Annotated in this window: 11 protein-coding genes; 6 read left to right on the forward strand and 5 right to left on the reverse strand. The window is 65.1% G+C overall.

All coding sequences use genetic code 11. The annotated features are described in order from the left end of the window. Positions 1 to 2: 2 nt before the first annotated feature. Positions 3 to 203, reverse strand: a complete 201-nt coding sequence (locus ABIB06_RS00535) for a hypothetical protein (RefSeq protein WP_247348961.1) — start codon at positions 201 to 203, stop codon at positions 3 to 5. Positions 204 to 497: 294 nt separating this feature from the next. Then, a complete protein-coding gene (flhA, locus tag ABIB06_RS00540; protein ID WP_354047542.1) occupies positions 498 to 2639 on the reverse strand; it encodes a flagellar biosynthesis protein FlhA in 2142 nt (713 codons plus the stop codon). 411 nt (positions 2640 to 3050) lie between these two features. Between flhA and ABIB06_RS00545 the strand changes: the two genes are divergently transcribed. Continuing rightward, positions 3051 to 4277, forward strand: coding sequence for an MFS transporter (locus ABIB06_RS00545; RefSeq protein ID WP_354047710.1), 1227 nt, complete (start codon positions 3051 to 3053; stop codon positions 4275 to 4277). Here the strand turns inward: ABIB06_RS00545 and ABIB06_RS00550 are convergent. Together ABIB06_RS00550 and ABIB06_RS00555 are read right to left on the reverse strand one after the other, a co-directional pair. Next, positions 4274 to 4681, reverse strand: coding sequence for a DUF4864 domain-containing protein (locus tag ABIB06_RS00550; RefSeq protein ID WP_354047540.1), 408 nt, complete (start codon positions 4679 to 4681; stop codon positions 4274 to 4276). The genes ABIB06_RS00545 and ABIB06_RS00550 overlap by 4 nt on opposite strands. Positions 4682 to 4733: 52 nt before the next feature. Next, positions 4734 to 5372, reverse strand: a complete 639-nt coding sequence (locus ABIB06_RS00555) for a TetR/AcrR family transcriptional regulator (protein WP_354047708.1) — start codon at positions 5370 to 5372, stop codon at positions 4734 to 4736. 240 nt (positions 5373 to 5612) lie between these two features. Between ABIB06_RS00555 and ABIB06_RS00560 the strand changes: the two genes are divergently transcribed. The 3 genes from ABIB06_RS00560 to ABIB06_RS00570 are packed head-to-tail and all read left to right on the forward strand — an operon-like array spanning position 5613 to position 9416. Beyond that, entirely contained in the window at positions 5613 to 6110 is a 498-nt protein-coding gene (locus ABIB06_RS00560; RefSeq protein WP_354047538.1) for a (2Fe-2S)-binding protein, read from the forward strand. After that, positions 6107 to 7162: an FAD binding domain-containing protein gene (locus ABIB06_RS00565; RefSeq protein ID WP_354047536.1), complete on the forward strand. Its 1056-nt coding sequence runs from the start codon at positions 6107 to 6109 to the stop codon at positions 7160 to 7162. Before ABIB06_RS00560 ends, ABIB06_RS00565 begins: the two co-directional genes overlap by 4 nt. Continuing rightward, a complete protein-coding gene (locus tag ABIB06_RS00570) occupies positions 7155 to 9416 on the forward strand; it encodes a xanthine dehydrogenase family protein molybdopterin-binding subunit (protein WP_354047534.1) in 2262 nt (753 codons plus the stop codon). Before ABIB06_RS00565 ends, ABIB06_RS00570 begins: the two co-directional genes overlap by 8 nt. Positions 9417 to 9438: 22 nt before the next feature. On the opposite strand, the gene ABIB06_RS00575 is transcribed toward ABIB06_RS00570, so the two are convergent. After that, positions 9439 to 9987: a cupin domain-containing protein gene (locus ABIB06_RS00575; protein ID WP_247348952.1), complete on the reverse strand. Its 549-nt coding sequence runs from the start codon at positions 9985 to 9987 to the stop codon at positions 9439 to 9441. 138 nt (positions 9988 to 10125) lie between these two features. Between ABIB06_RS00575 and aptA the strand changes: the two genes are divergently transcribed. Beyond that, positions 10126 to 11478, forward strand: coding sequence for an omega-aminotransferase AptA (aptA, locus tag ABIB06_RS00580; protein WP_354125550.1), 1353 nt, complete (start codon positions 10126 to 10128; stop codon positions 11476 to 11478). A gap of 70 nt (positions 11479 to 11548) precedes the next feature. After that, positions 11549 to 12814 carry a D-amino acid dehydrogenase gene (locus ABIB06_RS00585; RefSeq protein ID WP_354047531.1) on the forward strand — a complete coding sequence of 422 codons (1266 nt, stop codon included), beginning with the start codon at positions 11549 to 11551 and terminating at the stop codon, positions 12812 to 12814. The last annotated feature ends 116 nt before the right edge of the window (positions 12815 to 12930 follow it).

Here is a 12930-nt window from a genome sequence, read left to right on the forward strand (position 1 = left end):
CCTTAGCGAACGAGCGAAACGTTCGAACTGGTGATAGCGACCGGCTTGCCGGCCTTCATGACGCGAGCGGTCTGGGTCAGGCCTTCGTCTGAACTCGTACGCGCCGTGATGCCGAGACCCGCCACCACGATGCCGGCAACGAGCGCGACGACCACGATCTTGAGGTGGGTCGACCGATCTGCGCTGTAAATCGAGTGGTTCATGGAAGGCTCCTGCCGCCATCTACCGGAAGTGGTCGCCTGCTTGTTTGGACAGGTTCATACTCCCGGTGCCGAACAACCTAGTATTGGGCGGATTCGTTCCCAAGAGGCGATCACAAGAGCGTGACAAGACGTGAAGAACCGCGATCAAAAACGGCCCTTGTTCGTGCGATTTCGCAATTATTTCAAAGCGGTAATGTATCTGTCCGGTGCCTTGCCAGCCGTTCGTCGACAAGGCCCCCGAAACTGAAAAACCATTTGCCTGTGGCCAAAAAACACACGGCTTCTTAAGGCAAATCAGATGCTTCCGACTGTTTTCAACCTCGCCCGGGGGTGGATTTCGGCCTGCGACAGCACCGTCGTCTGGGCACGGAACCGCTCGACCAGGGAGCGCACGAAGGGACGAATTGCCGCAGAGGTAACCAGCACCGGGGCCTCGCCTTCGCGCGCGGCCCGCTCGAAGGCCTCGCGCACGCCGGTCATGAACTCCGACAGCTTTGAGGGCTGCATCGCGAGGCTGCGCTCTTCGCCTTGGCCGATAATGGATTCGGCAAAGGCTTGCTCCCAACGGGCCGACAGCGCAATCAGCGGCAGGTAGCCGTTGTAGGAGGTGTTCTGCGCACAGATCTGCCGCGCCAGGCGGGCGCGGACGTGTTCGACCATCGTGGCGGGATTGCGCGAGAAGGCGAGCGAGTCGGCGATGCCTTCGAGGATGGTCGAGAGGTCGCGGATCGAGATGCGCTCGGCGAGCAGCAGCTGCAGCACGCGCTGGATGCCGGAGACCGTGACCTGCCCCGGCACGATATCCTTGACCAGCTCGCCTTGCTCCTTCGGCAGCTCCTTGAGCAGCTTCTGCACCTCGCCATAAGAGAGCAGGTCCGACATGTTGGCTTTGAGCAACTCGGTGAGATGGGTCGAGAGCACGGTCGCGGCGTCGACGACGGTGTAGCCCTTGAGCGAGGCCTCCTCCTTGAGACTGGCATCGACCCAGGTCGCGGGCAGGCCGAAGGTCGGCTCGGTGGTGTGGATGCCGGGCACCTGCACCTGGCTGCCGCCGGGGTCCATGACCATGAACTGGTTCGGCCAGATCTTGCCGGTGCCCGCGTCGACCTCCTTGATCTTGATGATGTAGGTGTTGGCTTCGAGCTGGACGTTGTCGAGGATGCGCACGGCCGGCATCACAAAGCCCATCTCGATCGCGAGCGAGCGGCGCAGCGCCTTGATCTGCTCGGTGAGGCGGTCGGTGCCGTCGGGGCCATTGACCAGCGGCAGCAGGGCGTAGCCGAGCTCGATCTTGAGGTCGTCGATCTTCAACGCCGAGGAGATCGGCTCCTCCGCCGCCGCGGAGCCCGATGCGCCCGGCGTTCCCGGCGCGGGCGCAGTCTTGGCGGCTTCGTCGGCCTTGGCGGTCGCCCGCTTGCGGTTGCGCGCGTTCCAGGCAAGGGCGCCGGCGCCGGCGCCGAGCGCCAGGAAGGGGATGGTCGGAATGCCCGGCAGCGCGGCCAGCACCAGCATGACCGCCGAGGACATCGCGAGCGCCTGCGGATAGCCGGAGAACTGCTTCATCAGCGCCTTGTCGGCGGCGCCGGAAACGCCGGCCTTGGAGACGAGCAGGCCCGCAGCGGTCGAAACGATCAGCGCCGGCACCTGGGTGACGAGGCCGTCACCGACGGTCAGCAGCGTGTAGCTGCGGCCGGCGTCGGCAAAGGAGAGGCCCTGCTGCGCCACGCCGATGATCATGCCGCCGACGACGTTGATGAAGACGATCAAGAGGCCGGCGATGGCATCGCCGCGGACGAACTTGGAGGCGCCATCCATAGCACCGAAGAAGCCGCTCTCGTCCTCCAGTTCCTTGCGCCGCTCCTTGGCGACCTTCTCGTCGATCAGGCCGGCGGAGAGATCGGCGTCGATCGCCATCTGCTTGCCGGGCATGGCGTCAAGGTGGAAGCGGGCCGCGACTTCGGCGATACGGCCCGAACCCTTGGTGATGACGACGAAGTTGACGATGATCAGGATGGCGAACACGATGATGCCGATGACGAAATTGCCGCCCATCACGAAGCTGCCGAAGGCCTCGATGACGTGACCGGCCGCGTCCGTGCCCTCATGCCCGTGCGACAGGATCAGGCGGGTCGAGGCCATGTTGAGCGACAGCCGCAACATGGTCGAGATCAGCAGGACAGTCGGGAAGGCGGAGAATTCCAGCGGCGTCTGGATGAACAGCGACGTCATCAGGATCAGGATCGAAAGCGTGATCGAGATCGCCAGGAACAGGTCCAGCACGATCGCGGGCAGCGGCAGGATCAGCACCACCAGGATGGTGAGGACGCCGAGCGCCAGCGCGATGTCGCCGCGCCTGAGGATGTTGCCGATCTCGGCAAGGGTGGGGAAGCCGGCATTCGTGCTGCCTGCGCCCTGTCCCGCGGTGACATCGACCATGGTAGCTGCCTCTCCGCGCGACTGCCGTCCGCGCGCCCCAAACGTCTGCGCGGCGGCCGAAGGGCCGCCGTTCCGAAAGTGAGGCACCGCACTGGCGTCCACAGGGAACTCCCCGTTCTACGCGGCTGACGACACTCGACTCCACTCGGCAATTCTTGCCGGGTGTATGGTTAGCAAAGTGTTAACAGAGGGTGCGGCAGGAGGCCGGACCGGGGTGTTTCGGCCCTCTCAGGGTGTCATTTCGCTGCAGTGCGGAGCGTCGAGCCCAGAATCTTGACGTCCTGGGGCGGAACTGGCGTCAACGACTATTTGCAGTGCACAGCGCATGCCTAATATCGCGCCATCGTGCTTGACCAAAGGACCGGCAGCGCAGAGTTTGCCTCCGTGCACGCGCCAAATCATCCAGGACAGATACCGGCCTCGTTCACGCCTGATTCGCGTCAGGCTTGGGTGCGCCTCGTCATTGCGTTGCTGATCGGCTCGATCGGCGGCGTCGGCATGTGGGCCATCGTGGTCATGATTCCCGCGGTGCAGACCGAATTCGCCGCCACGCGCGGCGCGGTGTCGCTGGCGTTCACCCTCATGATGTTCGGCTTCGGGCTTGGGGGCGTGATCGCCGGCAAGATCACGGATCGCTTCGGCATCGTGTGGGCGATGGCGATCAGCATCGCTTTCCTCGGCGTCGCCAATGTGCTCGCGGGTCTGTCGACCCAGCTCTGGCAGTTCGTGGCGGCGTATTTCCTGATCGGACTCGGCACCTCCGCAACCTTCGCGCCGCTGATGGCTGAGGCCTCGCACTGGTTCGAGCGCTATCGCGGCCTTGCCGTGACCATCGTTGCGAGCGGCAATTACGTCGCCGGCACGATGTGGCCGCCGATGGTGAATTGGGGCATGCAGACGATCGGCTGGCGCTACACGCATATCGGCATCGGCCTCATCTGCGTGAGCTTGATGACCATCCTGGTGCTGGTCCTGCGCACGCAGATGGGCGACGACAAGGTGCGCAATCATGCCAATGCTCCGCCGCCGCGGGTCGATCTCAAGCTTTCGACCAACACGCTGACGGTGCTGCTCTCGATCGCCAGCATCTCCTGCTGCGTGGCGATGGCGATGCCGCAGGTGCATATCGTCGCCTATTGCGGCGATCTCGGCTACGGCGTGGCACGCGGCGCCGAGATGCTGTCGTTGATGATGGCCTGCGGCATCGTCAGCCGGATCGGCTCGGGCTTCCTTGCCGACAAGATCGGCGGCATCCCCACGTTGCTGATCGGGGCATTGGCGCAAGGCTTTGCGCTGGTGTTCTATTTGTTCTTCGACAGCCTCGCCTCTCTCTACCTGATCTCCGCGATGTTCGGCCTGTTCCAGGGCGGCATCGTACCGAGCTACGCCATCATCGTGCGCGAGGCGATGCCGGCGAGCCAGGCCGCAACGCGCGTCGGCATCGTGATCTTCGCCTCGGTGTTCGGCATGTCCTTCGGCGGCTGGGTGTCCGGGATGATCTTCGATGCCACCGGCTCCTACGCCGCAGCGTTCGCGAACGGCGTGGCGTGGAACGCGCTCAATATCGGCATCGTTCTGACGCTCCTGATCCGGTCGCGAATGAACGCGGTCAGGGCGAGACCGGGTTTCGCAACCTAAACCTCTCGCCCTGCCTTCAGCAGCGAGCAGCCGGTGATCTTGTAGCTGCCGTCGCCCTGCTGTTCGAGCGTGTAGAGCGCCTCCCAGGCTTCCCCATCGGCATCGACGATGTGAACGCGCTGGGAAATCGAATTGCCTTCGCTCTTGCTGTCACCGAATTCAAAACTCTTGTGCCGGTAAACCGGCGCGTAGCCGTTTTGCACCATGGACATGAAGATATCGGGCGCGGGGAATAACTCCCTGACCGCCGGTGCGGCGTAGGAATAGGCGGCTGCCGCATCGCCGCGGCCGAACGCCTGCTCCTGGGCGCGAATCACCCCCTGCGCCGTTGCGACATCGTCGGCGCGTGCCGAGACAGAGCTGAAGACGACAATGAGACAGACGAGCAAGGCGGCGATGCGCATGACAGGCTCCGCGTTGATATCCGGCGGCGCCGATCCTAGCACATCTGCGCAGCTATCGCTTCCGTTTCGCGACCGGCTTCGCCGCTTTGGCGGCGGGCGCCTTGGCTATCGCGACCGGCTGCACGCGCAAGCCGTCGACGAACACGTCGAGCATCCGCAGCACCGAGGATTGCCAGCCGGGCTGGTCGTGCATGTAGCACATGCCGACGAGGGCCCGCAGCAGGTCCTCCGGACTGACGTCGCTGCGCATCTGGCCCGCCGCGACCGCGCGGTCGAGCAGCGAGCCGATTGCCTTGGTCAGACGGTCCATCGAGAAGGCAGCCAGATCCGACGAACTCTGGAACGTCAGCGCCAGCGCGGCCGACATGCCCTTTTTCGTGGCAACGAATTCGACGTTGGAGCGCAGCCAGCGCCGCAGCGCATCGACCGGGTCCTTCGCATTCTTCAACTGCTCGGCAAGCTCGCTGAGGTGTTCGACCTCGCGCCGGTACACCGCCTCGAACAAATCCTCGCGCGTCGGGAAATGGCGATAGAGCGTGCCGATGCCGACGCCGGCGCGTTTTGCGATGGCCTCCAGGCTCGCCTCGGGGCCGCCCGCATTGAACACGGCTTTCGCCGCCTCGAGCACGCGCTCGCGATTGCGCAGGGCATCGGCGCGGGGCTTCCGGGTCTGGGCGGTGTGCTCGTCCATCCACGCAATGTAGATCACGAATTGGTTAGATTGAACCCTTGGCTAGCTGCATCGCGTTGATGCGCACGGGCTTTTGACGAATTCCAAATATTTCCTGCCGGCCCTTGTTAAGCGGAGGCTTCCTCCGTATCTTCGCGGAAGACGTTGGCTCGGATAATGTTCGGGCGGCGCGTATCGACGGCGGCCACGGCGGTGGCGCGCCGCGCGATCACTCATGTCCATCTCTGATCGGAGCCTTGTATGAACCACTCCATCAGCCTCACCGTGAACGGTGCGCGGCGCGAATTCGTCCTGGACGATCCGCGCGTCACGCTGCTCGATCTTCTGCGTGAGCGCCTGCATCTGACCGGAACCAAGAAGGGATGCGACCGCGGCCAATGCGGCGCCTGCACCATTCTCGTCGACGGCAAGCGCATCAACTCCTGCCTCGCGCTCGCCATCAGCCATGACGGCGCCGACATCCTCACCATCGAAGGCGTCGCGCGCGGCGACCAGCTTCATCCCGTGCAGACTGCCTTCATCGCCCATGACGGTTTTCAGTGCGGATTCTGCACGCCCGGCCAGATCATGAGCGCCATCGGCATGATGAGCGAGGCGCAGGCCGGCAACGATCCCGAGCGCATCCGTGAATGCATGAGCGGCAATCTGTGCCGCTGCGGCGCCTATGCCGGCATCGTCGATGCCGTGCTCGACGCCCAGGCCGGCATGGATGAATCCAATCAGAGGCGCTCCGCATGAAGCAATTTGATTATGTCAGGCCTGTCACGGTCGCCGAGGCCGTCGCTGCCGCTGCGCAGCCGGGTGCGACCTACCTCGCTGCCGGCACCAATCTGCTCGATCTGATGAAGGGCGGCGTCAGCCGTCCGGATCGTCTGGTCGACGTTACGCATCTTGAAGGGCTCGATCAGATCGAGCGCCTCGCCGACGGTGGTGTGCGTATCGGCGCATTGGTGGGCAATGCGGATCTTGCGCATGACGCGGACTTTGCAAGGTCCTATCCGGCCGTCGCCGAAGCGCTGCTCTCCGGCGCGTCAGCGCAACTGCGCAATGCGGCGACCGTCGGCGGCAATCTCCTGCAACGGACGCGCTGCGCTTATTTTTACGACACGGCCAGCCGTTGCAATAAGCGCGAGGCCGGCAGCGGCTGCGACGCGCGCGATGGCGAGAATCGCACCCACGCCGTGCTTGGCTGGAGCGAAAACTGCATCGCCACGCATCCGTCCGACTTTTGCGTACCGCTGGTCGCGCTTGATGCCGTCGTCGAGATCGAGGGCAGGAACAGGCGGCGCGAGATCGCGCTCGACGAACTGCACCGCCTGCCGGGTGATACGCCCCAGCGTGAATCCGCACTCGAGCCCGGCGACCTCATCATCGCGGTGCGTTTGCCGCCCGCGGCACGCGGCTTTGCCGCGCATGCACGCTATCTCAAGGTTCGCGATAGAACCTCCTACGCCTTCGCCGTCGTCTCCGCTGCGGCTGCGTTGCAGATCGAGAACGGCAAGATCGTGGAAGCGCGGCTTGCGCTCGGCGGCGTCGCCGCAAAGCCCTGGCGCGCCCGAGCCGCGGAGGACGTGCTCAGGAACGTCGCGCCAACAGCCGACGCTTTCCAGGAGGCCGCATGGCGCGCGCTCGCCGACGCAAAGCCGTCGGGCGACAACGCCTTCAAGATCGAGCTCGCGCGCCGCATCGTCGTGCGCGCGCTGACCCTCGCCGCCGCCGGTACGCCCGCGCGTATCCCCGCGCTGCCGGCCTCTCCTTTTGCGTCGACGTCCGGAGCCATTCATGCCTGAGCTAAATCTCACCAGCGCGCCTGCTCATCTGCGCCACGGCTCGAATATCGGCCGGCCTCTGACCCGCCGCGAAGGGATCCTCAAGGTCGAGGGGCAAGCCACCTACGCCGCAGACAATCATCCGTCCGGCATGCTGTTTGCGGTGATGGCCGTCGCCAGCATCTCGCGCGGCCGTGTGACCTCGCTCGATGTCGCCGCTGCCAAGCGCCATCCCGGCGTCGTCGATGTCATGACATCAGACCACAAGCCTGAGCTCGCGATCGACCCTGAGATCAAGACCAATCCATTCGTATTCCGGATGGAGGTGTTGCAGAGCAATGAGGTCCGCTACGCCAACCAGCCCATCGCCGTCGTGATCGCCGAGACGCTGGAAGCGGCCACGGAAGGCGCGGCGTTGCTGGCGCCGCGCTATGAGACGCTGCCCGCGCTCGTCGGTCTCGATGCAGGCGACAGCTTCGTGCCGCCGGTCGTCGGCGTCGGCAATCCGACCGAAAATCACCGCGGCGATGTCGAGGCCGGCCTTGCCGCGGCCGAGAAGCAGATCGACGCGATTTACGAGACGCCGCCGCAATATCACAACGCGATGGAGCCGCATGCGATCGTGGCAAGCTGGAATGGCGACAGTCTGCAGATCGACATGCCGACCCAGGGTCTCATGCTGTCCCTTGCGCGTGTTGCCGAGTTGTTCGGCATCGCGCACGACAAGATCCACATCCGCAGCCCGTTCCTCGGCGGCGGCTTCGGCTCGAAGGGGCTCATGGCTGGTCCTCCGGTCCTCGGCATCATGGCGGCAAAGCTCGTCGGCAAACCGGTCAAGCTGGTGCTGCGCCGCGAGCAGATGTACGGCCCGGTCGGTCATCGCGCGCCGACGCGGCAGCGGCTGCGCATCGGCGCCGACGGCGAGGGGCGCCTGACCGCGCTCGATCACCATGCGAGGACCGTGTCGAGCACGTTCGACGACTTTTACGAGCCCGCAGCGGATGCCTCGCACACGCTCTATGCCGCGCCTGCAATCCGCACCTCGCACGACGCCGTGCGCGTCAACACCGGCACGCCGCTATTCATGCGCGCGCCCGGCGAGGCGACCGGATCGATCGCGCTGGAGAGCGCGATCGACGAGATGGCTTGGGCCTGCGGCATCGATCCGCTCGCCTTCCGCCTGAAGAATTATGCCGAGGTCGAGCCGATCACCGGCAAGCCGTTCTCGTCCAAGGCGCTGCGCGCCTGTTACGAGCAGGGCGCGGCGCGGTTCGGCTGGGCGAAGCGACCGCTTCAGCCGCGGCAGATGCGCGACGACGATGGCCTTCTGGTCGGCTGGGGCATGGGCACCGCGACGTTCCCGGCGCTGATGTTCCAGGCCGAGGCACGTGCGCTGCTTCGCCGCGACGGCTCCGGTGCCATGGAAATCGGCGCGCATGATATGGGGCAGGGGGCCTGGACGGCGCTTGCGCAAATCGCGGCCGACGAACTCGGGCTTGATATCGACCGCGTCGAGTTCAAGGCGGGTTCATCCGATCTGCCCGATGCCGGCATTGCCGGTGGCTCCGCGCATACGGCGACCGCAGGTGCCGCAATCCATAGCGCGGGCGCGGCCGTGATCGCAAAGCTCGCCGATCTCGCCACCAACGATGAGCGCTCGCCGCTGTTCGGTGCCGGCAATGCCGGCGTGATCGCGCGCGATGGCAGGCTGATCCGACGCGACGACGAAAGCCGCGGCGAGGGCTATTCCGAGATTCTCGCGCGCGCCGGCGTTGCCGAGGTCGAGGCGCGCGGCACCGGCGCGCCGAATCCGGCGGCGATGGAGGAGTATGCGATGCACGCCCATGGCGCCGTGTTCGCGGAGGTAAAGGTCGATCCCGAACTCGGCCAGGTCCGCGTCACCCGCATGGTCGGCGCCTTCGCCGCGGGGCGTATCGTCAATCCGCGCATGGTACAGAGCCAGCTGTTCGGCGGCATGATCTGGGGCATGTCGTTCGCGCTGCACGAGGAGGCCATCACCGACCGCCGCAGCGGCCGGATCATGAATGCCAATCTCGGCGAGTACCACATCCCGGTGAATGCCGACGTGCCGCCGCTCGACGTGGTCATGGTCGAGGAGCACGATCCGCATGTGAACGCGCTCGGCATCAAGGGCGTCGGCGAAATCGGCATCACGGGCAGCGCAGGCGCGGTCGCCAACGCGGTCTGGCATGCGACCGGCGTGCGTGTGCGTCGTTTCCCGATCCGGATCGAGGATCTGTTGACGCAGCTTTGAAGGCCTTCGGCCTGCCGCCGCCTCAAAACGTCGGCGGTGTGCAGGCCGAGATCACTTCGCACGGTTTGCCGCCGACGCAGCGAAAACGATGCGGACGACGGCTCTCGAAATAATAGGCATCGCCGGGGTTGAGGATGCGCCGCTCGTCCTCGACGGTGACTTCGAGCTTTCCGGAGATCACGATGCCGCCTTCCTCGCCGTCATGGACGAGATGGACGCGCCCGGTGTCGCCGCCAGGCTCGTAGCGCTCCTTCAGGATCTGAAGGCTGCGGCCGAACAGATTGTCGCCGATCTGGCGATAAGAGATCGGCTTCTTGCCGACCTCGGTCAGCTCTTCCGAGCGATAGAAAATCTTGCGCCGGCTCTCCGGCTCCAGCGCAAAGAATTCGGCGAGCCCCATCGGAATGCCGTCGAGGATGCGCTTGAGCGCGCCGACCGACGGGTTCATCTGGTTGGACTCGATCAGCGAGATCGTCGAATTGGTGACGCCCGCACGCTTGGCGAGCTCGCGCTGCGACAGCTTCTGGCGCGCCCGGATAAATCGCAGCCGTCCACCGATATCGACGCTCATGTCCTGGTCCTTGCCCTGGTCCCGTGTTGCAGGTGTTGCGGATCGCGCAAATATGGACCAGTAGCCCTAGTAAAATCAATGGGTTGCAAGCCCACAGAAAAGGACTTGTTGCGCATTCAAAGCCGTGGCTCTGGTAGCATGTCAGCAAAGGAGCGTGGCCCCGTGACCCTTCATCAGATTCCGAACACCATCAAGACCGACTCGTTCTGGATGCCGTTCACGGCCAACCGGCAGTTCAAGAAGGCGCCGCGCCTGTTTTCCTCGGCCGAGGGCATGCACTACACCACCGTCGACGGCCGCAAGGTGATCGACGCTTCCGCCGGCCTCTGGTGCGTCAATGCCGGCCATGGCCGCAAGCAGATCGCCGCCGCGGTCGAGCGGCAGCTGATGACGCTGGACTTCGCGCCGTCGTTCCAGATGGGCCACCCGCTGGCGTTCGATTTCGCCGAACGCCTCGCCGAGATCGCGCCCAAGGGCCTCGACCGCATCTTCTTCACCAATTCCGGCTCCGAGTCGGTCGACACCGCGCTGAAGATCGCGCTCGCCTATCACCGGGCTAACGGTCAGGCGAGCCGCACCCGCCTGATCGGACGTGAGCGTGGCTATCACGGCGTCGGCTTCGGCGGCACCTCGGTCGGCGGCATGGTCGCCAACCGCCGCGCCTTCGCCACTCTGCTGCCGGGCGTCGACCACATCCGCCACACCCACGATCTCACCCGCAACGCTTTCGCCAAGGACCAGCCGGAGCACGGCGCCGAGCTCGCCGACGATCTCGAGCGTCTGGTGGCCTTGCACGGCGCCGAGACCATCGCCGCCGTCATCGTCGAGCCGGTGCCGGGTTCGACCGCGGTGCTGCCGCCGCCGAAGGGCTATCTCCAGCGCCTGCGCGAGATCTGCGACAAGCACGGCATCCTCCTGATCTTCGACGAGGTCATCACTGGGTTCGGTCGCCTCGGCACACCGTTCGCAGCCAACTTCTTCGGCGTCACGCCTGATATGATGACGACGGCCAAGGGCATCACCAACGGCACCGTTCCCTGCGGCGCGGTGTTCGCAAGCCGCAAGGTGCATGACGGCCTGATGGTCGGCCCGGAGAACGCGATGGAGCTGTTCCACGGCTACACCTATTCGGCCCATCCGGTTGCCTGCGCCGCGGGCATCGCCACGCTCGACATCTACAAGGACGAAGGCCTGCTCACGCGCGGCGCGTCGATCGCCGAATACTGGCGCGATGCGCTGCATTCGCTGAAGGGCCTGCCCAACGTCGTCGACATCCGCAATTGCGGCCTGATGGGCGCGGTCGAGCTGTCGTCGCGTGACGGCACCGTCGGTGCGCGTGGCTACGATGTCATGGTCGACTGCTTCAATCGCGGGCTGTACTTCCGCATGAGCGGCGACTCCTTTGCGCTGTCGCCGCCGCTGATCGTCGAGAAGAGCCACATCGACGATATCGTCTCGATCCTTGGCGACGCCATCAAGCGGGTGGCCTGATAATTGCTCTCGCCGTTGCGGAGTGTCCTCTTGCAGCGGCGAGCGTAATGCCGCGGGAGTTTGACGAAGCGTGAAAGTTTTGATCCTCGGCAGCGGTGTCATCGGTGTCACCTCTGCCTACTACCTCGCGCGTGCCGGTCATGAGGTGACGGTCGTCGACCGTCAGCCCGAGCCGGCGCTCGAGACCTCCTTTGCCAACGCCGGCGAAGTGTCGCCCGGCTATTCGTCGCCCTGGGCCGGCCCCGGCGTACCGGTGAAGGCAGTCAAATGGCTGCTGATGAAGCACGGCCCGCTGGTGATCCGGCCGAAGCTCGATCCCGTGATGTGGGTCTGGCTGCTCAAAATGCTGCGCAACTGCACCAGCGAGCGCTACGCGATCAACAAGAGCCGGATGATCCCGATCGCGGAGTACAGCCGCGATTGCCTGCGCGACCTGCGCCGCGACATCGGCATCCAGTATGACGAGCGCTCGCAGGGCACGCTGCAGCTGTTCCGCTATCAGGCTCAGCTCGACGGCACTGGCGAGGACATCGCCGTGCTCAAGCAATATGGCGTGCCTTACGAGGTGCTGAGCCGCGAGGGCTGCGTCGCGGTCGAGCCGGCTCTGGCGAGCGTGAAGGAGAAGTTCGCCGGTGGCCTTCGCTTGCCGCAGGACGAGACCGGCGACTGCCACATGTTCGCGCAGGCGCTGGCCAAGCATGCCGAAGCGCTCGGCGTGCGCTTCATGTTCAACACCGGCATCGATCGTATCGTCACCGACGGCGTGCGCGTCAGCGGTGTCGCGACCAGCGCCGGAATGTTGCAGGCAGATAGCTACGTCCTCGCGCTCGGAAGCTGGTCGTCGCGGCTGGTCGCGCCGCTCGGCATTTCGCTGCCGGTCTATCCGGTGAAGGGCTATTCGATCACGGTGCCGATCAAGGACGCCTCCGGCGCACCGGAATCCACCGTGATGGACGAGAGCTACAAAGTGGCCATCACCCGTTTGGGAAATCGCATCCGCGTCGGTGGCACCGCCGAAATCTCCGGCTTCTCGAGCCAGCTCTATGATGCGCGGCGCGCCACGCTCGATCACTCGCTGACCGATCTGTTCCCGCGCGCCGGCGATCTCTCCAAGGCGACGTTCTGGAGCGGTCTGCGGCCGATGACACCGGACGGCCCGCCTGTGATCGGGGCAACGCAATACGCCAACCTCCATCTCAACACGGGCCACGGCACGCTCGGCTGGACCATGTCCTGCGGCTCCGGCCGCGTGCTCGCGGACATGCTGTCGGGCAAGAAGCCGGACGTCGATGTCAGTGCGCTGGCGGTGGACCGATACAAGTATCGGTTCGGCTAGAGCTCTTTCCTCTCGTCATTGCGAGGAGCGAAGCGACGAAGCAATCCAGAGTGTCTCCGCGGTGAGAGTCTGGATTTGCTTCGCTTCGCTCGCAATGACGGCTTGGAGGCTCCGCG

Source organism: Bradyrhizobium sp. LB8.2, assembly GCF_040548035.1.
Lineage (GTDB): Bacteria > Pseudomonadota > Alphaproteobacteria > Rhizobiales > Xanthobacteraceae > Bradyrhizobium.

Coding starts and splice junctions, on each gene's coding strand:
- ABIB06_RS00535 (WP_247348961.1), bottom strand. CDS start 203: ATGAACCACTCGATTTACAGCGCAGATCGGTCGACCCACCTCAAGATC.
- flhA (WP_354047542.1), bottom strand. CDS start 2,639: ATGGTCGATGTCACCGCGGGACAGGGCGCAGGCAGCACGAATGCCGGC.
- ABIB06_RS00550 (WP_354047540.1), bottom strand. CDS start 4,681: ATGCGCATCGCCGCCTTGCTCGTCTGTCTCATTGTCGTCTTCAGCTCT.
- ABIB06_RS00555 (WP_354047708.1), bottom strand. CDS start 5,372: ATGGACGAGCACACCGCCCAGACCCGGAAGCCCCGCGCCGATGCCCTG.
- ABIB06_RS00560 (WP_354047538.1), top strand. CDS start 5,613: ATGAACCACTCCATCAGCCTCACCGTGAACGGTGCGCGGCGCGAATTC.
- ABIB06_RS00565 (WP_354047536.1), top strand. CDS start 6,107: ATGAAGCAATTTGATTATGTCAGGCCTGTCACGGTCGCCGAGGCCGTC.
- ABIB06_RS00570 (WP_354047534.1), top strand. CDS start 7,155: ATGCCTGAGCTAAATCTCACCAGCGCGCCTGCTCATCTGCGCCACGGC.
- ABIB06_RS00575 (WP_247348952.1), bottom strand. CDS start 9,987: ATGAGCGTCGATATCGGTGGACGGCTGCGATTTATCCGGGCGCGCCAG.
- aptA (WP_354125550.1), top strand. CDS start 10,126: ATGTCAGCAAAGGAGCGTGGCCCCGTGACCCTTCATCAGATTCCGAAC.